Genomic DNA, 18,003 nt, shown 5'->3' on the forward strand with positions numbered 1-18,003 from the left:
TGTCCATCACCTCATGAGCACAGAGCGGCGACGAGATCGCGCCGCGCACAGTAAAAGGGGGGTGGACCAGTCCAATCCGGACACTGACATGTCAGCGCGCGACGAAGTGCTCGTGCGTGGGTTGATCGATTGGATTCCCTTGCAGCGGCTGCACTACCACACGGTAAGGGCGCACCCGGGTGAGCCAATCCAGACGATACAGCAGCGGGTCATGACGTTAATCCGCGATCTCGTCCAGGACGATCTCGCGGAAATCGGAGACCTCAACGGTCCCGATGACCGGTTCGCGAAGTGGTCAACGTCCTTGAACGAATCACTGGATCGCGTCCGCCAGATCTACATCGACCGATTCGACGAGGACACCATCTGGCCGTGGTACGCATGGTTGAACCTGACCCCGAAGGGCGCTGCTATCGCAGAAGAGATCGAGCCAAACTTCGCGAGTGAGTAGGGCAACAACCGTGATCACAAACTGGTTGTAGCGGCGACGAATACGTCCATCGACTGGCGGTCGAACTCGTCGATCGTCGCCTCGAACCGCGGGAGCGCCTTCGCCTCGACGAACCTGGTCGACGGCGGAAAGTTCCATCGCCTTGGTCCGGATGCTCGCGGCTAATGTCTGTGCCTGCGTCTGCAACGAGGCGGCGTTGGTTGCCGTAACACGCCCGCGATATGATACCGAAAGGTCTTCTGCGACATCAAAACCCGCGCTCCGCGCCTGAGAGATTGCAGCGACCGCTCGTTGCTTGGTGGCGCTCAATTCCTCAGCACCCGCGCGAGCAGCCGCAGCGGCACTATGCAATTCGTCAGCCGATCCGATGACCTTCAAGCGATCGCGATAGGTGCGTAACTGCGCGGCGGCGGCCGCGACCCCATCCCACTGGGCACCTGCGGGAGAACCAGTCTCGTTTGCCACCTCGGTGAAGGCGTCCTCCCATGTGGCGGCGGTACTCGTCCAGTGCCCTGCTGCGGCACTGAGGTATTCGGTGCTCCAACCCTCGACCGCTGACAATGTCGGTATCGGCGTTGCGGGCGGCGTCGGCACTGCCGGCATGAGGTTAACTGTCCACCGACGGCTTCAGCATCGCGAGCCGACGAGCAGCTTGCGCCTCATGCTCGGCGAAATCTGACGCGGTTCGACCCAGCGCTGTGCTTGTCACTTCCAAGCGAAGTGCCAAGGCTCCGGCGGCGACATTCACCGCATCGTGCAGCGCCTCCACAGCCACAGCGGCCGCGGGACCAGAGGGCCCGCGCGCGGGCGCCGCCGCTGGAATCACGGCTGTCGCCAGGGCCTTACACCGCGCAGCGAGTGCCCCCAAAGCGTCGGATCGACGTCCAGTCTCCCCATGAACCGAATATATCTACTCGCCCACATACCGCCAGTCACCTGCGCCACCCCGAAACCGGGTGCAGCAGGTCCGCTGAGATACAAGGTCGCTGGAAGACTGCGCTGCGGAGTGGCCGACACGAGCCGGCCCAATGCGGCCGAAACTCGCCTCAGCGCGGCCCCAGGCGAGTAATAACATTCCGATGAAGACACTTTTTGCCGTCGTGTTGGTGGCTGCGGCACTGGTGGTGGCACCCTCGCCGGCTCGGGCCGACGATTGCGGCGCAGCGGCTGCGGCGCAGGACGCCACGGGATGCGTCGCCGTCAGCCCGGATGTGATGGTCGGGCCCGGGATCGAGCTGAGCCCCGGCGTCGTACCGCCCGTCGCCTCGCCCGATGATGCGGCGAATCAAGCCGCAGCCGGGCGCCCGCCGTGTCTGACCGGCAACGGAGTGCCGTACTACACCCCGGCCGACATGCCCTGCTGACCGTTTTCCCACGACGCCGGCACTGCTGCCGGCAGCGTTGGGGATCTGCTCGCCCCCGACCGGCCCCAACAGTAGGTGTTCGCCGAGCTGGGCCGCGGCATCCCTATGGGTGTAGGGTCGAATTAGGTTGAATTTCCAGCCTCGGTATACGTCGCAGGCGAGCGGTGCACGTTGCACCCGCAATGCGAGCCTTTCGGGCGCGTCCCACACACTTGTCACTTCCTTCTAGTGCTCATTGGAGCCATTCGATGCATTTGATCGCGTCTAATTCGACCGTTGACCCGCCTACAGACCGACTGCAACTCTTTGCAGAGTGGTCCAACACCACTGACGTTCGCGTCACCGCGGTTGGCGACGTCGACATGTCCACCGCCCGCGAATTCACCGACTACGTTTTCCGCCGTGCTGGTAACTGCCGACACCTCACTCTGGACATGACACAGGTGACATTCTTTGACTGCGCTGGAATTTCAGCGCTCGAGTGCATCGAAGAACGCTGCGATGAAGCGAACGTTGCACTCGAAGTCGAACCAGCACAATGTGTTTCGCGTGTCATGTCGCTCTGCGAGCAACTGTGCGCCTAAGCGGAACCAGCTAGGTTGCGCAGCTAGCCCCGCTTATTGTCGCCCTTTCCGTGCCCGCGGCCGGCAGGTCCTCCCGGCGGGGGTTGCACGGGGGCAGGCTGCTCGACGACCGGGCTCGGCGGCGGTGCGACGCTCGGCGTTGGGACGACGGGGGTGCTGGTGCTGACTGGTTGCGGTGCCGGCGTCGACGACGCCGGTTCCATCGCCAAGGCGAACGCCGAGACGGCGAGAACACCAAGGACGCCCGCCGCGATTCCGTACGTGCGCACCCGCTGCCGAGGTGGCTGCGGCCGGTAGGGGGCGGATGGAATCGGATGTCCTTCAAGGACTTTGGTTCCCGGTCGAGACCCCGCCGAGACGGCATCGCCGCGCAGCGCCCGCTGATCGCCGGCCAAGGCGGCGCGCATGTGTTCGGCACTAGCAAAGCGCTGCAACGCATTTCGGGCGATGGCACGGTCGATAACTGCGGCGAGCACTGGATCCACATCGCTACGCACCGCCGCGACGGGCGCAGGTGTGCTGTCCATGATCGCGTGCGCCAACGCGGCGGGGTTGTCTTGCGGGAACGCCCTTCTGCCCACGAGCGCTTCATAGCCCATCAGGCCGACGGCGTAGAGGTCGTCGCCGACCGACGCAGGAGCCCCGGCGACGCGCTCAGGACTCATGTAACTCATCGTCCCGACGATCTGGCCGGTCATCGTGTGCGCGGCACCAGCGGTCTTGGCGATACCGAAGTCGGCCACCTTCATCGAGTCACCCGGGGCCGAGACCAGGATGTTGCCGGGCTTGATATCCCGGTGTAGCACCCCTGCCGCATGGGCCACACCGAGACCGGCAAGGACGTCGTCCAGCATGGAGCGCACGTGCGACACGGGCATCGGCCCGCCGGCGATGATGTCGGCCAGTGTCTGCCCCGGCAAGCGTTCCAGCACGATGAACGGCGCGCCCTGGTGCTCGCCGAAGTCGTAGACCGTGACGATGTTCTGGTGGCAGAGTCGAGCAGCTGACCGGGCTTCGTCCTCGAACCGGTGCCGAATGCCCGGATCGGCGCTCAGCGTCGGATGGAGCAGTTTGATGGCCACCGGCCGATTCAGCCTGGTGTCCCATCCCTCGCGGACCTCAGCCATGCCTCCGCGGCCGAGAACACCGTGAATTGCATAGCGGTCCACGAGCATCTCGTGGCCGGTCATAACTTCTCCATAGCCACGATGATGGCGGCGCAAACCAGCCTCGATCGACCGGAGCGCTCGTCGAGGCGGTTTCTCGAGTGACTCATGGTGCGGATGAGCCTAGCCGCATCAGAGACTCTGCTGGTAAAACGATGGGCCACCCTTTCCAGATGCTGGGCACAACGAAAGGTGATGCAGCACAACGCAATGGTACGGATCGGGGCGGTAACGTCGCCGCGCGTCGTGGCGATAGTGATGACAACAACAGGCTCGACAGTCCTGCAGATCGCCGGTCCAGGGGTATCACCGTGCCGGCGTCTCGCCAAGCAGCGACACGCACGTCCTACGACGGTAGCGGCCGGTGTTGCCAGACCTTAGGCCGAATTCATGCCACGCATCACTCGCGGCGGCCTCGTATCGGGGGCCGTGGTGTTCTCGTCCGCCGCCCTACTGTTCTTCGGTGGACACCGGTTCTGGACCGAGAACCATTCGCAGACGCCACCTTCGGTCGCCGCAGCGGACGCATCACTCGCGGCGCCCACGTCCGCCCGCGCTGCTCCACTGCCCACCTCAGCGAAACCCCGGGCCATGCCGTTGACGGCTCAACGGGCGCGGGAGCAGGCCATTCCGGCGGCTGTGGTCTTGATCATCGCCGTCGTCTCCGTTGCCGTGCTCTTGAAGCGCGGACGGACGTAGCGAGCCACGCGTGCCGCCGGGCGACGACGGCCACCAGCGACAACACCATTTTCGCTGGTAAGGCTAACCAATGTCGCAGCTCACGCGTTCACCTGATCGCTCGGTCAGTCGCCTATTGGACGCTAGGCTTTTGACGCTTCGGTTAATACAGCGCCCGCGACCCGGGATGACCCTGCGAAGGAACCGTATGAAGTTCGCGCAGTCGAGCAGGTTGTCCAACCTCTCGCACGAAGCGCCGGGGCCCATCGCCGAGCAGGTATCGCGACTCGAGGCAGCCGGACACCGCGTCATGCGGCTCGATACGGGCGACCCGTTCCCATTCGGGTTCGAGGCGCCTGCTGAGCTGGTTCGCCACATCGCCGAGGCCCTGCCGAACTCGGCCGGCTACAGCCCCACCAAGGGGCTGCTGCCGGCCCGCAACGCCGTCGTGCAGTACTACTCCCTCCGCGATGTCCCTGGCATCGACGTCGAGCATGTGTTCCTGGGCAACGGCGCCTCCGAACTGATCGTGATGGCCATGACGGCCTTGCTCGACGAGCGCGACGAGGTCCTGGTGCCTGCTCCAGACTTCCCGGTATGGACCGCCGCGGTGAACGTCAACGGCGGACGCGCGGTCCACTATCGGTGCGACGAGTCGTCGGACTGGTATCCGGACGTCGCCGACATCGCAGCGAAGGTCACCGCACGAACCAGGGCGATCGTCATCATCAACCCGAACAATCCGACCGGCGCGGTGTACCCATCCGAGGTGCTGACCGGCATTCTCGACGTCGCTCGCGAGCACAACCTGATCGTCTGTTCCGACGAGATCTACGACAAGATCCTCTACGACGACGCCGTTCACACCACGACGGCCTCGTTGGCACCGGATCTGCTGTGCCTGACTTTCAACGGCCTGTCAAAGGCTTACCGCTGCGCTGGATTTCGCGCAGGTTGGCTCGCGGTATCGGGGCCGACGGATCATGCGGTGAGCTACCTCGACGGACTGACCACCGTCGCCGGTCTACGCCGATGCGCGAATGTGCCCGGCCAGCAAGCGATTCAGATCGCACTGGAGGCCGATGGGTCCGACCACGACCTCACGCTGCCGGTCGGCGCGCTGCGCCAGCAACGCGACCGCGCCTGGGCGACACTCAACTCCATTCCCGGCGTGTCGTGCGTCAAACCCCGAGGTGCGCTCTATGCGTTCCCGAAAATCGACCTCAACGTGTATCCGATCCGCGACGACGAGCAGTTCGCGTTGGACCTGCTACTGCAGGAGAAGATCCACATCATTCCCGGCACCGGCCTCAGTTGGCCTGACCCCGACCACGTCCGGATCGTGATGCTGCCGCGGGCCGATGAGTTGGAAGCCACCATCGGGACGATCGGTCAGTTCCTGGCGACCTATCGCCAGTGACCACCGCCGAGAGTGCGGGATCTCGGTGAGGATCGACGCGACGACCGCCGAGTGCCCCCACGCTCGACGCCGGTGACTAGCGCCGGGCGATCACTTTCAGCGTGATTTCGCGGCTCGGCTTGGTCGCAATCCCGCGCGCCACCGCGTGCGGCGGTCGCCCACGGCGTACAGGCGCGAGGTCGAGCCGTTTCATCAGGGTGCCGATCGCGACCGCCAACTCGTCGAGCGCGAACGCCGCGCCGATGCACCTGCGGTAGCCCCCGCCGAAGGGCGCGTACTGGAATGGCGATGGCCTTTCCTTCAGAAAGCGTTCGGGGGCGAAGGTGTTCGGGCTGGTCCACAGGCCGGGGTTGACATGAAGTGCGGGCAGCGCTATCCCCACCACGTCACCGGCTGCGCAGGCAACACCGGCGACTGTGCGTGGCCCGGTGAGCCTGCGCAGGACGATCGGCACTGTCGGGTGGATGCGCAGGGTTTCCTGGATCACCGCGGCGAGGTAGGGCAGGGTGGCCAACTCAGCCGGTGTGTCGACGGTGGCGAGCTCGTCGAGCACGCGAGTGCGGACACGGTCGTCGCGGTGGATGTGGTGCAGCGCCCACGCCAGCGACGTGGAGCTGGTTTCGTGGCCGGCGGCCAACATCGTCCGCAGCTGGTCGCGCAGCATCTCGTCGGTCAAGCTGTTGCCCTCGTCATCGGTGGCGTCGAGAATCGACGCCAGTACATCGCCCCCGCGCTCACCGCTGCGTCGTCGTTCGTCGATCTGCTCGGACAACAAATCATCGAGTTGGGTTCGGAAGGCGACCAGCCGGGCCCACGGGCCGTGCCCCGCGATATTGCGGCGCAGCCAAGGCACCAGCATCAGCGCCGCGCCACCGGATCGGAGCAACTGCGTTGTCACTGAGGAGAACTGGCGACGGCGGGCATCATCGGTGACCCCGAACACCACCCGGATCACCACGTCCAGGGTGATCGATTGCGCGGCGCGGCCCACCAACAGCTGATCGCCCGGCCGCAACGCCGCGATCTCCCCCTCCGTGGCCTCGGCGATCAGATCGAGATAGTCACGCATGAGCTCGCCGCGAAACGGTGGCGCCAGGACACTTCGAGCCCGGCGATGCGCCTCCCCGGAGAGCAAGATCAGCGAATTGTTGCCGACGACCGGCTCGATCGGGTTGGGCAACGGCGCCCTGCACAGTGCCCCCGGCAGGGTGAGAACGTCGCGCGCCCCGTCCATGGTGGTGAAGAACAACACCTCACCCAGTCCGGGAAACAGCACCGTGAACGGTGCGCGGTCGGCGGCGTGGCGCCGGAAGAAACCCTCCGGGTCGATGCCGGCCCACGCCGCGCGCCCGAGTGCGGCCGCTGTCTGCAGCAGACTCACGGCAGCCTCGTGCGCCGTGCCAGCACAATGTGATTGCGACCAAGGCGGCTGAACTCGACGGTGATGGCAGGATCGGCGTGGGCGGCCAACGCACGGAATGCCGAAGGGCTGTACGCACGCAACGAACTGATCAGACCGTCGTGGGCGAACGGCAGCAGCACGAAGGGCAGCATCGACGCCAGCCGCAGGAGGTGCACGGGAGCCGACGGCCGATACAGATCGCAGATCAGCAGCGTGTCCGCGACGCGGGTTCCCTCCGCCAGCACGCGCGCGGCCTGAACCGGCGGCAGATGATGAAATGACAGGGCGAACAACGCGAGATCGTAGGACCGGTCGGGGGCGTCGATATCGGTGGCGTCGACGCGGCGGACAACCGCTCTCGGATCACTGCCGAGATCGCCTGCGGCGATGGTGGCCACCGATACCGGATCGACGTCGGTCACCGTGACGCGCGCGTCGGGGCGCAAAGCCAGCACTGCTCGCGACAGCGCCCCGTGACCTGCCCCCAACTCCAGGATTCTCGGCTCGATGATGTTCGCGACGAGCGGCAGCGCCCTGGCAGCAAGGTGCTCGTGATCCCGCAGGATCCGGCCCATCCAGTCCAGAGACCACATCACCTGCCGCTTGACGCGATCGTTGACATCGTCGCGGTCCAGGTATTCCAGCCGGCCGGTCTGCAGACGCCGGTCCAACCAGGAGGCGTCGAATCCGGCGCGGGGCATGGTCGCGATATCCACCTGAGTCTCCTCGACTAGCCGGAAAGCGCGTCGTCGACGACGGCCTCCACCACGCACAGCGGTGAGGCAGTCGGAACCACCCGCGTCATCCGGAACCCTGCGTGCGCCAACAACGTTCGGTACTCCTCGGCGGTACGTTCGCGGGATCCCAGGTTCAGCAGCATCTCCAGATCCACCCAGTTTTCCGGCCCGTCACGCCCGTTGTCGCGGACGACCATCTCGACCAGCAGCACAGTGGTCCCCGGGACGGCCGCTGAACGGACATTGCGCAGGATGTGCAACGCCTTGTCGTCGGCCCAGTCGTGAATGATGTTCTTCAGCAGATACGCATCGCCGCCGCCAGGCACATGGTCGAAGAACGAGCCCTCGACGATCTGTACCCGGTCGGCGACACCGTTGGCGCGCAACAACTCCGGCGCACCCGCGACGACCCGGGGCACATCGTAGAGAACGCCTCGCGACCGCTGCGCCCTCACCAGGATGGCGGCCAGCATCGCACCCTGTCCCCCGCCGACGTCGACGATCGTGCGGTGTGCGGCGAAATCGTAGCTGGCCACCACGACAGCCAGCGTCATCTGGGCGAGGCTGGTCATGGTCTGATCGAAAAGCTTGGCATGCTCGGGTATTTCGATGAGGTAGTCGAAACCTTCCATACCTCTCAGGGCGGGGACGATCGACTCGCCGGTTCGCACCGAGTCGGTCAGCAGTGTCCAGCGTTCACGCTGCTCTTGCGAGCCTTGGAACATCGCCGCACCTCTCAGCGAGATCGCCGCGTCCGAGCGAAGGGTGTCGGCAAGGGAATTCAGTGCGTACCGGCCATCGCGGCGGCGCCGGAAGATGCCCCGCCCGATCAGTGCCCGCATCAGCCGCCGCAGCGCATCGGGGTCCGCGCGCACCCGCGCGGCAAGCTCGTCGATCGGCAGCGGTCCGTCCGCCAGCGCGTCGGCGACGCCCAGTTGCGCAGCCGTGGTGATCGCCTGCGCAGGCCAGCCCGACACCACCAACTCCATCATCGCCATCGGTGCGGGCAGCATCCGCTGATGGAGCAACAGCAGGTGATGGCGCAGCCACTCGACGGCGCGCGCCAGTCCGGCCGGCGGCACCATGACGTTCCTAGGCATGCGAGGCCTCCCTGATCCCGAACCGATCGTGTAAGCGCGCCAGAGGCTTTGGCGCCCACCAGTTGAACCGGCCCATCACGTGCATGAAGGCGGGTACGAGCAGGACACGCACCAGCGTGGCGTCGGCGAGGATCGCCAGCGTCAGGCCGACGCCAAGCATGCGCAGGAAGGACACCTGAGCCCCCGAGAGCGCCGCGAACGTAATGGCCATGATCAGAGCCGCGGCCGTGATCACCCGCGCGGTGTGGGCGAGTCCCAGCGCGACGCTCCTGTCGTTGTCGGCGGCGGTCTTGGCGCTCGCCAGCCAGAACTCGCGGATGCGCGACACCAGGAACACCTCGTAGTCCATCGAGAGGCCGAAGGCGATGCAGAACAACAATACCGGGATGCTGATCGCCAGGGTGCCCGTCGACGTCGTACCCAAAGCATCGAGGTTGCCGTCCTGGAATATCCACACCAGCGCACCGAACGCGGCGGTCAACGACAAGACGTTGAGAATCAACGCCTTCAGCGGTACCACGACACTGCCGGTCATCAAAAACAGGAGCACGAACGTGATTACGGCGATGATCGCCAGAACCACGCCCAACCGCGAGGCGATGGCGCTGGCGGTATCACGGTTGACCTGGGGGGTCCCGCCGATCAACACCCGGTGACCGGCCGGGGTGGGAACCGCGTGCAGCTGATCGAGCAGCGTCTCGGATGCCTGGGAGTACAGGGGTGTAGTGCTGGTGACGGTGAGGAACGCGCTGTTGTTCCTGATCGCGGTCGCCGCCGTCGGCGGACCCACGGATGCGCCGCCGACGAACGTCACGCCGGGCGAGGAGACAGAGGACACGCCTGATACCCGGGACAGCTCAGCGGCATAACCGTCGAGCTGTGCGGGGGTGACGCCTCCGAGATCCGGTATGACGACGGTCAGATTCTTGGCCAGGTCCGCGGCGAACTGTGTGCGCAACTGGTCGCCGACCAGCTGCGCCGAACTCGACGTCGGAAGGACACGGTCGTCGGGCACTCCCCATCGGACGCCGAGGAACGGCGCGCCGAGCAAGGTCAGCAGCGCCACGATGGCCAGACCGATTGGCACCGCCTTGCGCATGGAGAACATCGCCAGCCGATACCAGGGGCCGTCCTCCACCGGCCGGACAGCCGCGACGGGGCGTCGCAGCCACTTGCGCAGGTCCAGCGAGTCGAGGCGATCACCGAGCAATACGATGGCCGAAGGAGCCACGAAAATCGCTGCGAGAGAAGCGAATACAACGACGGCCACACCCGCGTAGCCGAAGGACTTCAGGGTGTAGATCGGGAACAGCACCATCGCCGACATCGACAGCGCGACGGTCATCGCGGAGAACAACACCGTCCGACCGGCGGACGTCATGGTGCGGATCAGGGCGCGGTCACGGCTGGCACCGCCTGCCAGTTCGTCGCGGAACCGGCTCAGCAGCAGCAGCGTGTAGTCGATCGCCAGCGCCAGCCCAAGGGCGGCAGCGAGATTGAGGGCGAAGATCGATACGTCCGTGACGAAGGTGATCGCATGCAGCACGGCCATCGCGCCGAAGATCGCTACGGCGCCCACCGCCAGGGGCAGCGACGCCGCGACCAGACCGCCGAACACCCACACCAGCACCAGGAAACTCAGCGGAATCGCAACGCCTTCCATGACTTTCAGGTCTTTTTCGCTCTGCTGGTTGATCTCCAGCATCATGGTCGATTCGCCGCCGGCCCGCACGGTCACGTCGTCACGGTTGTGCACCACCGTGCTGATCAGTGCCCCGGCATTCTTCGGCGCGCTGTTGTCACCGCCGGTGATGCCGGCCACGATGACGCCGATCGTGCCGTCCTTGCTGATCAGCGAGGTCGCTGCCGACGGCGGCGCGGTCCAGGGCGAGGTGACCGTCGCAACCGTCGGCGACTGAGTCAGTGTCCGCACGATGTCGGTGCCCACTGTGCGCGCAGCCGCTGAATCGACCCCATCGGGTGAACTGACCGTGATCAGCAGCGGCATGTCACCCTGGCCGAAAGTGCTGGCCAACAGAGCTTTCACCTGTGACGATTGGGCACCGGGATCGGTGAGACCGCCCGCGGAGAGCCGGCCCGCCACCGGAATGCCGAATGCCGCCGCACCGGCGACGACGAGCAGCGCGAGCGCGATCATCCGTCGGGGAGCACGCATCGCAAGCCGCGCGATCCCGGCTAACACGGCGACAGGGTCCCCGCCAGCCATTGGGTGCGCGCTTCGATGCGTCGCATCTTCCCGCTCGACGTCCGTGGCAGGGTGCCCGGCGCCAGCAGCTCGACGTGTCCGACGGCGATGCCGGTGTGCTCCAGCACCCGGGCCGCCACATCGCTCGCCAGATCCTCGGGTGCGTCCGCGGTGGTCTCGACGAGCATCGCCAGGGCCTCGTCCTGCGTGTCGGGCGGTACGTACCCCACCGCGACCGCACATCCGGCGCGGACGCCGGCCAGCCCATCAAGGGCGGCCTCGAAATCCTGCGGTGCATGGTTGGCGCCGCGGATGATCACGGTCTCCTTGGTGCGGCCGCACACGAAAAGCTCACCGTCGTGGACTAATCCGACGTCGCCGCAGTCCAGCCAGCCGTCCGACAGCACCTGCGCGGTGAGGTCGGCACGGCCGAAGTATCCGGTCATCACGCTGGGTCCACGAACGAAGATGTGCCCAACCTCGCCGTCGGGCAGTCGCCGGGAGTCGTCGTCGCGGATCTCCACCTCGACGCCGGCCAGGGGACGTCCGGTGCTCACCAGTTCCCGGTCGCCGAGCCGGTGCACGCCGAACATGGTGCCCGCCGGCGTGAACGTGACCGCCAGCGACGCCTCGGCCAGTCCGTAGACCGGTGTGAACGCCCGCGCGTCGAACCCCCACCGCTCGAACCGCTCACTGAATCGGCGCTGCACGTCGGCGCTGGTCAACTCGGCGCCGTTCAGACACAGTCGCCACGAGCTCAGGTCGACACCGTCGAGTTCGTCGTCGCGGATCCGCTTGAGGCACAGCCCGAACGCGAAGTTCGGTGCAGCGGTGACCGTTCCGCGGTGCCGTGAGATCGCGCGCAACCATGCCGCGGGGACGGCCAGGAACAGCTCGGGCGGCAGCAGTACCAAGGGCCGCGGAAGATAGAACGCGCTCAGCAGGTTCCCGATCAGTCCCATGTCGTGATAGAGCGGCAGCCAGGTGACACCGACCTGTTCGGGCATGCCCGCCGCCGCGAAGTAGTCCGCGATCGCGGCGAGGTTGGCCAACAGGTTGCGGTGGCTCAGTGCGACGGGTTTCGGGTCATGGGTGGTGCCGGAGGAGAACTGGATCAGTGCAATGTCGTCGGCGGACGCATCGATGTCACGGCGGCTCACCCCGTCGAGTTCGGCTGCCGTTCGGCACTTCGCCCCCACCGCTTCGAGCAGCGGACGAATGCGATCCTCGGTGAGCACCAGGACCGCGTCGACCGCCTGCAGCATCGCGGCGGTGCGATCGCGGTACTCGTCGAGCTTGCCCAGCCGCACCGGCGGGTACAGCGGTACCGGGATGGCGCCCGCGTAGAGGGCACCAAAGAAGCAGGCGACGAATTCCGGGCCGGTCGGCAGTACCAGTGCAACCCGCTGACCGGGCTCAACGCCGTTGTCGTGCAGGCCCGCCGCCACCGAACGCGCCCGCCGGGCGATATCGGCCATCGGCACGTCGGTGTCGACCTCGTTACGGTCGACAAAGATCAAATTCTTGTCGCGCAGTGCTGCCGCGTCGAGCATCTCGGTGAGAGTCTCGAACTTGGGCCGGACCGCCGGGGTGCTGTTCACGACCGTTCCTGGATGCGACGCTGCACCAGCCGGGCCAAGTCGCCGACGGTGCGCAAGTCGTCACTGTCCTCAGCGTCCAGCTCGATGTCGTAGCGGGCTTCGATTCGGAACACCAGCGACAACACCCGGGCCGAGTCCATGCCCGCGTCCTGGAGTCCCGAGTCAGCGGTAAGGGCTGTGGCGCACTCGGTTTCGGCCTGGATCATGCCGATGATGTCGTCGACTACGGTGTTCATCGACGTCGGTTGGCCGTCGGCTGCAGTCATGTGCGGCTTCCGCCCCATTGGATGGCGGCGGCGCCTGCGAAGTCCCCGGCGTGCGCGAACCCGGCCATCATCACGATGTCGCCGGCACCGATCTGGCCGTCGAGGACTGCCGCCTCCAGGTTCACCGGGATGGCGACGGCGAACAGGTTGCCGCACTCCTGGAATGTGTCGCGATGCCGATCAGGCGAAATCCCCAGTGCCTCATTCCAGTTCCGCAACAGCAGCCGGTTCGGTTGATTGGTGACCAGCAGGTCGAGATCGACCGGCTTGACCCCGATCCGGTCGCACACCGCGCGCACCACCTGGGGTACCTGCCGGTTGCCGCGGGCAAGAACCTTGATGATCTTGCCTTCGTTGAACCCGACGTAGCCCTGACCGGGCCCGGCCTCCCACCAGCGCCGCGCGGGATCGGCGGCCAACGTCATGTCGGTCGCGTTCTCGCCGTAGTAGCGGCATTCGATGTCGAGGACCGGTGAACTGTCCGACACGGTGACCAACCCGACCGCCGCGCCGTCGCCGGGCACCGACGCCTGGGCGAGCTTACGCACCTGCTCCTGCTCGAAGATCTTGCCTGCGGCGTTCTGCGCGACCGCGATCAGCGCGGTCCGCCCGGCACCGCTCGCCAGCAGCTGGCGCGCGAGCTTGAGCATCAACACAAACGCCGCGCAGCCACCGTTGTGGACGTCGATGATCCACTCGGGATTGATGCCCAGCCGCTTGGCGACTTCGCCGCCGGCGCCGAGGATCGGCAGATCCGGCAGCTGCGAATGGGTCAGCAGCACATCGACGTCGTCGAGCACCGCTGGCCCGTGCCGGTCGATCAGTGCACCGACGGCACGCTGGATCATGTCGACGTTGGACTCGTCGTCGGCGGCATGGTGACGGAAGTTCGGCGGCCGGAACATGGGGTTGTCCCGCATGTCGTCGTCACCGCTTAATTGGGTGTACCACTCTGCGGAAACCCGGTTTTCGGGCAGATAGGTGGCGACATCGATCAGGCTGACGGTGGGCTGGCTCATCATTCGCGCATCCAATCCGGGGTGATAGGCAAGCCGTTACGGTGGCGGTATTCGGCGATCGCCTTGAGATTCTTCAACTCCAGAAGGTGCCCGGCGCCGAACATGTCCCAGAAGTCCCCCACCCAGACCGGCCGCTGCGGCGGGGCGGCGTCCGGGTACGGGTTCTCGTCGTAGAACGGGTGGTGACAGTTCGTCCACAACACCACCGAACCCGGCTTGTTGAACACCACCTGCGCATCGACCACCCGCATCAGGTAGATCATCCACAGGTGCTTGCCCTGATCCCAGGCGCAGTGGTAGTCCACGGTGCGGGCATCCCGGTTGGCCACCGTGCGGGTGTAGATCTCGGTTTCGGTACCCAGCCGGTCGTAGGCCAGCCAGAGGCCGTCCTCCTCGGTGCGGGTGAATCCCCGCAGACTGTAGGTCCATTCCTCCAGGGACCGGGTGTCCGCCAGATAGTCGAAGAGTGCGTCGGGCGGGCAGTCGATGTAGTCGTTGACGGTGCAGAACTCGCCGAAGACCTCGTCATGCGGATACACCGCGTGGATCATCTCCATCAGCACCGGGGTGGCTTTCTCCCGGGGCGAGGTCTCGATGCGCATCAGCCCCGGGATCGGGTCGGTGCCGCCCCCGATCTGATGATTGTGGTGTGCGGCGATATCCTCGAGCGCGGGCAGTGTCATCGGCGTTCCCTCGAATCTGGCTGGGGCGACCGACCCAGCTGTGTTGTTTCACCCAAAAAGGCTGTGAAGGGCGGGATTTCGTCCGCCGAGCATTCCACCGACACCACGGACGGGCCGTCGGTGTCGAGCGCTGCTGCGACGGCCACCGCGAGCTCGCCGATATCGGTGACATCCATCGATGGCAGGGCGGGGAACATGGCCGACAGGCCCGCGCCCAGCCGGCTGGGGCCGAACCGGTTGTAGCTGTATCGGTTGCCGTAGAACAGCTGTTCGCGGGTGACACACATGGCGTGCGCGTGGTTGTCGAACAACAGGAACGTCACCGGGAGCCGGTAGTTCAGCGCGGTGTGAATCTCCATGCCGTGCATGAAGAACGAGCCATCGCCGGCGATGACGACGGTGCGGCGATTCCGGGCGAAAGCCATGCCGATGCCGGCGCCGAAGCTGTAGCCCATGCCGCCCATGCCGAGGGCGACCAGGAAGCGGCCGTCGCGTCGGGCCGGAAGCCAGTGAATAGCCGCCGCACCGATATTGCCCGCGTCCACGACGATATCGGCATCCTGTGGCAGCAGCCCATCCACCGCGCGCATCGCGTCGCGGTAGCGAACTCCCGCGCCGGCACGCTCTGGTGGCGTCAGCTCACCGCGGACCCGGCGCGGCGGCGGCACCCGACTCTCGGTGCCGGCCAGCGCCGTCGCCAGCTGGGTCAGTGAGCCACGGAGGTCGTGGCTTTCGACGTGCGTACATGGCAGGTAGGGAACCTCGGCACCGATCGACGCGACCTGGAGGGAACCCAATACCGTCTCCAGACCGCCGCGGGCCATTAGCGGAAGCCGGGTGCCGATGAGCAGGCACAGTGCGCTGTCGCCCAGTGCCGCAACCACTGTCGGATGACCCATCACCCCGGCGACGCCCAACGACTCGGCCGCGGCGTCCTTCGCGTCGGGCACAGTGGCCACGTTCGCCCGCAAGACCGCACGAAGCGTCTCCAGTTCGGCCCGGGCGTCGTCGCGGGCGACCTGGTCACCGGCGATGATCGTCACCGGCCCCTCGGTGCTGCGCAGCAGTTGCATCAGTTCCGTGAGCTCCCCGACCGCCGCTGGCGCGTCAGGATCATCCTGTGCGGGCTCTACCACGGCCTGCTGAATGTCCTTGGGCAACAGCAGGACCGCCGGCCCGCCGAGGCTGGTCGCTGCCGACACCGCCCGGGGCAGCGCGGTCACGATGTCGTCGGCCGTCACAACCCGTTCGCAGAACACCGATACTGCCGCGAACAACGCCTCGCCGTGCAGGGCCCCGTTGACGCCGCTGGTGTCCTGGAATGAGCCGAGCCCGTCCGAGGAGGTCGGCGGCTGGCCGATCAAAGCCAGGACCGGCACCCGGCTGGCGAACGACTCCCCCAGTCCCGGGATCGTGTTGAGGGCACCGCCGCCGGAGGTGGCACACACGACGCCGATACCTGCGCCGGCCCGGCTGTAGGCATCGGCCATCGCCGCCGCGGAGAACTCGTGTTTGGCCACCACCGCGGTGAGGTCCGAACAGGAGTGGGCGGCATCGTAGAAATCCTCGATGTTGGCACCGTCCACGCCGAACACATGGCGAACGCCGCGGCGAACGAGGCGCTCGGCGATGTAGTCGACTACTCGCGTGCGCCCATCCCCCGCGCCGTTGCGTTCAGGGCCGACCGGCATGTCGTTCGAGCGCGATCGCCCCCGGCACGTGTCCAGAAACTGCGCTCGCCATGACCCCCACCTAATGTGTCCAACTCGGACGAACCATAGTGCAGGTGCGCTCGTCTGCGCCGAGGTTTGGGGATCTCACAGACACCCATAGGAGCATTTGCCCGCGCTGCCCGTCGGCGACGCTCGCGCGAAATGTGAACACGGCGGTGCGCGGTACCGCTACACATCGACCGGTCCGGGGTGGGCGGTCAGCGGCGCGGTCGCCACGGCTCCGCGCAGGTAGCCGCACAGCAATTTGACCCGCTGGCAAATTCCTGTGCATTTCCCGGGTGTTCGGGTCGCCCGTGGGGCGAGGCGCGCCAGGCACCAATCGGGTCAAACCCTGGTCCGTGCTGCGGACTTGTCGAAGACGACGGGCCAACGGCGCATCCGCGCACGTTATTGACCCTTCCGCAGGAAAGTGACCCCTGCAGTCGTTGTGCGGCGATAGGCACAGGGCTTGACGCTCAAATGTGGCGTACGTCACACTGATCTTCTTTCTGCGAACACGCGCCCGCCGTCGCTGGTACAACGCACGTACTCGTACCGCTGGTAAACGCGCAACAACCAAGCTCGGACTTTGCTGGGGGAACTGGTCGTACCAGCGATTAAGGAGGTGCCTGCCGTTGACCGCAGGTGTCGATGACGCGACTGCGGCCCAAGCAGCGACCGAGACAGAAGCCAGCGAACTTCCGTGCGTCGATATCGACGCGTTCGTGGCAGCCGCCACCTCCGAGCCGCCCGTCGATCCCCCGGCCCCAGCGGAAGCACCGTTGGGCCGCCAGGTCGCCGACATATTGAGCCGGCCCTTCCGGCGCTTCCTGTCCCGAACCGATTCGTCACTGCAGACATTGGGCCGGTTCTTCGGCCTCGGCGGGCAAGCCCTCGGCTTCCTCGTCACCGACCTGGTCCGGTTACGCCACCCCTGGCGAGACACCCTCAACCAAGCCTGGTTCATCATCAGCGTCACGGCGATCCCGGCGCTGTTGGTGTCCATACCGTTCGGCGTGATCGTGGCCGTTCAGGTCGGCAACTTCATCCAGCAGGTCGGGGCCTCCTCGGTGTCGGGGGCCGCCGGCGGTCTTGGCGTGATCCGGCAGGGCGCACCGATGGTGGCGGCCCTGCTGCTCGGCGGGGCGGCCGGTTCGGCAGTGGCCACCGATCTCGGCGCCCGCACCATCCGTGAAGAGGTCGACGCGTTGCGGGTGATGGGCGTCGACCCGGTCCAGCGACTGGTCACGCCTCGCCTCGCCGCGATCGTGTTCGTCGCGCCGGTGCTGTGCGCCTTCATCATCTTCATGGGGCTGGCGGCCGGCTACGCGATCAACGTCGGTTTCCAGTCCGGCACACCCGGCAGCTACATCGCGTCCTTCGCCTCGTTCGCCAGTGTCAACGACGTCATCGTGGCGATGTTGAAGACCTGGTTGTTCGGTGTGGTCGTGATCCTGGTGGCCTGCCAGCGCGGTCTGGAAGCCACCGGCGGTGCGCGCGGCGTGGCCGACGCCGTCAACGCGTCAGTGGTCATCGGTGTGGTGGCGGTGTTCGTCCTCAACCTGATCATCACCCAGGGTGTCTCGATGTCGATGCCCCTGAGGATGGGCTGAT

The 18,003-nt window shown here is 66.3% G+C and carries 16 protein-coding genes; 6 read left to right on the forward strand and 10 right to left on the reverse strand.

Annotation, left to right across the window (positions count from 1 at the left end):
* Window positions 1-61: 61 nt before the first annotated feature.
* The 3 genes from Y900_RS05680 (at window position 62) to Y900_RS30805 (ending at window position 2,399) form a co-directional block, all read left to right on the forward strand.
* Window positions 62-451: a hypothetical protein gene (locus Y900_RS05680; RefSeq protein WP_131536095.1), complete on the forward strand. Its 390-nt coding sequence runs from the start codon at window positions 62-64 to the stop codon at window positions 449-451.
* Window positions 452-1,530: 1,079 nt separating this feature from the next.
* Window positions 1,531-1,815, forward strand: coding sequence for a hypothetical protein (locus tag Y900_RS05685; RefSeq protein ID WP_036339965.1), 285 nt, complete (start codon window positions 1,531-1,533; stop codon window positions 1,813-1,815).
* Window positions 1,816-2,063: 248 nt separating this feature from the next.
* On the forward strand, window positions 2,064-2,399 hold the full coding sequence (locus Y900_RS30805; RefSeq protein WP_157838232.1) for an STAS domain-containing protein: 336 nt from the start codon (window positions 2,064-2,066) through the stop codon (window positions 2,397-2,399).
* Between the two features lie 23 nt (window positions 2,400-2,422).
* On the opposite strand, the gene Y900_RS05695 is transcribed toward Y900_RS30805, so the two are convergent.
* Window positions 2,423-3,589 carry a serine/threonine-protein kinase gene (locus Y900_RS05695; RefSeq protein WP_036339968.1) on the reverse strand — a complete coding sequence of 389 codons (1,167 nt, stop codon included), beginning with the start codon at window positions 3,587-3,589 and terminating at the stop codon, window positions 2,423-2,425.
* A gap of 366 nt (window positions 3,590-3,955) precedes the next feature.
* On the opposite strand from Y900_RS05695, the gene Y900_RS05700 reads away from it, so the two are divergent.
* Both Y900_RS05700 and Y900_RS05705 read left to right on the forward strand, forming a co-directional pair.
* Entirely contained in the window at window positions 3,956-4,264 is a 309-nt protein-coding gene (locus Y900_RS05700) for a hypothetical protein (protein WP_036339986.1), read from the forward strand.
* Between the two features lie 187 nt (window positions 4,265-4,451).
* Window positions 4,452-5,663, forward strand: a complete 1,212-nt coding sequence (locus Y900_RS05705) for a pyridoxal phosphate-dependent aminotransferase (RefSeq protein WP_036339988.1) — start codon at window positions 4,452-4,454, stop codon at window positions 5,661-5,663.
* A 76-nt stretch (window positions 5,664-5,739) separates the two neighbouring features.
* Here the strand turns inward: Y900_RS05705 and Y900_RS05710 are convergent, their stop codons facing one another.
* From Y900_RS05710 to Y900_RS05750, 9 genes are read right to left on the reverse strand one after another with little or no spacing between them, the layout of a single operon-like run.
* The gene (locus Y900_RS05710) at window positions 5,740-7,044 is read right to left on the reverse strand and encodes a cytochrome P450 (RefSeq protein WP_036339991.1); all 1,305 of its coding nucleotides are present in this window, start codon (window positions 7,042-7,044) and stop codon (window positions 5,740-5,742) included.
* A complete protein-coding gene (locus Y900_RS05715) occupies window positions 7,041-7,766 on the reverse strand; it encodes a class I SAM-dependent methyltransferase (RefSeq protein WP_051660322.1) in 726 nt (241 codons plus the stop codon). Before Y900_RS05715 ends, Y900_RS05710 begins: the two co-directional genes overlap by 4 nt.
* 29 nt (window positions 7,767-7,795) lie before the next feature.
* Window positions 7,796-8,902, reverse strand: coding sequence for a methyltransferase (locus Y900_RS05720; RefSeq protein WP_036339998.1), 1,107 nt, complete (start codon window positions 8,900-8,902; stop codon window positions 7,796-7,798).
* The gene (locus tag Y900_RS05725; RefSeq protein WP_036340000.1) at window positions 8,895-11,105 is read right to left on the reverse strand and encodes an MMPL family transporter; all 2,211 of its coding nucleotides are present in this window, start codon (window positions 11,103-11,105) and stop codon (window positions 8,895-8,897) included. The genes Y900_RS05720 and Y900_RS05725 overlap by 8 nt, the downstream gene beginning before the upstream one ends.
* Window positions 11,099-12,709, reverse strand: coding sequence for an AMP-binding protein (locus tag Y900_RS05730; protein WP_237752512.1), 1,611 nt, complete (start codon window positions 12,707-12,709; stop codon window positions 11,099-11,101). Before Y900_RS05730 ends, Y900_RS05725 begins: the two co-directional genes overlap by 7 nt.
* On the reverse strand, window positions 12,706-12,975 hold the full coding sequence (locus Y900_RS05735) for an acyl carrier protein (protein ID WP_036340004.1): 270 nt from the start codon (window positions 12,973-12,975) through the stop codon (window positions 12,706-12,708). The genes Y900_RS05730 and Y900_RS05735 overlap by 4 nt, the downstream gene beginning before the upstream one ends.
* The gene (locus Y900_RS05740) at window positions 12,972-13,997 is read right to left on the reverse strand and encodes a 3-oxoacyl-ACP synthase III family protein (protein WP_420329741.1); all 1,026 of its coding nucleotides are present in this window, start codon (window positions 13,995-13,997) and stop codon (window positions 12,972-12,974) included. Before Y900_RS05740 ends, Y900_RS05735 begins: the two co-directional genes overlap by 4 nt.
* Complete coding sequence (locus tag Y900_RS05745; protein WP_036340009.1) at window positions 13,994-14,677, reverse strand: DUF8713 domain-containing protein; 684 nt, start codon at window positions 14,675-14,677, stop codon at window positions 13,994-13,996. Before Y900_RS05745 ends, Y900_RS05740 begins: the two co-directional genes overlap by 4 nt.
* Window positions 14,674-16,368, reverse strand: a complete 1,695-nt coding sequence (locus tag Y900_RS05750) for a thiamine pyrophosphate-binding protein (RefSeq protein WP_051659909.1) — start codon at window positions 16,366-16,368, stop codon at window positions 14,674-14,676. The genes Y900_RS05745 and Y900_RS05750 overlap by 4 nt, the downstream gene beginning before the upstream one ends.
* Before the next feature lie 656 nt (window positions 16,369-17,024).
* Between Y900_RS05750 and Y900_RS05755 the strand changes: the two genes are divergently transcribed.
* The gene (locus Y900_RS05755) at window positions 17,025-18,002 is read left to right on the forward strand and encodes an MlaE family ABC transporter permease (RefSeq protein ID WP_051659910.1); all 978 of its coding nucleotides are present in this window, start codon (window positions 17,025-17,027) and stop codon (window positions 18,000-18,002) included.
* Window position 18,003: the final 1 nt, after the last annotated feature.

The organism is Mycolicibacterium aromaticivorans JS19b1 = JCM 16368, assembly GCF_000559085.1.
In the GTDB taxonomy this organism is placed as follows: Bacteria; Actinomycetota; Actinomycetes; order Mycobacteriales; family Mycobacteriaceae; genus Mycobacterium; species Mycobacterium aromaticivorans.

Bases quoted from the DNA above. Each gene is read 5' to 3' on its own strand.
- Y900_RS05685 (WP_036339965.1), top strand. From the start codon at position 1,531: ATGAAGACACTTTTTGCCGTCGTGTTGGTGGCTGCGGCACTGGTGGTG.
- Y900_RS30805 (WP_157838232.1), top strand. From the start codon at position 2,064: ATGCATTTGATCGCGTCTAATTCGACCGTTGACCCGCCTACAGACCGA.
- Y900_RS05695 (WP_036339968.1), bottom strand. From the start codon at position 3,589: ATGACCGGCCACGAGATGCTCGTGGACCGCTATGCAATTCACGGTGTT.
- Y900_RS05700 (WP_036339986.1), top strand. From the start codon at position 3,956: ATGCCACGCATCACTCGCGGCGGCCTCGTATCGGGGGCCGTGGTGTTC.
- Y900_RS05705 (WP_036339988.1), top strand. From the start codon at position 4,452: ATGAAGTTCGCGCAGTCGAGCAGGTTGTCCAACCTCTCGCACGAAGCG.
- Y900_RS05715 (WP_051660322.1), bottom strand. From the start codon at position 7,766: ATGCCCCGCGCCGGATTCGACGCCTCCTGGTTGGACCGGCGTCTGCAG.
- Y900_RS05720 (WP_036339998.1), bottom strand. From the start codon at position 8,902: ATGCCTAGGAACGTCATGGTGCCGCCGGCCGGACTGGCGCGCGCCGTC.
- Y900_RS05735 (WP_036340004.1), bottom strand. From the start codon at position 12,975: ATGACTGCAGCCGACGGCCAACCGACGTCGATGAACACCGTAGTCGAC.
- Y900_RS05740 (WP_420329741.1), bottom strand. From the start codon at position 13,997: ATGATGAGCCAGCCCACCGTCAGCCTGATCGATGTCGCCACCTATCTG.
- Y900_RS05745 (WP_036340009.1), bottom strand. From the start codon at position 14,677: ATGACACTGCCCGCGCTCGAGGATATCGCCGCACACCACAATCATCAG.
- Y900_RS05750 (WP_051659909.1), bottom strand. From the start codon at position 16,368: ATGCCGGTCGGCCCTGAACGCAACGGCGCGGGGGATGGGCGCACGCGA.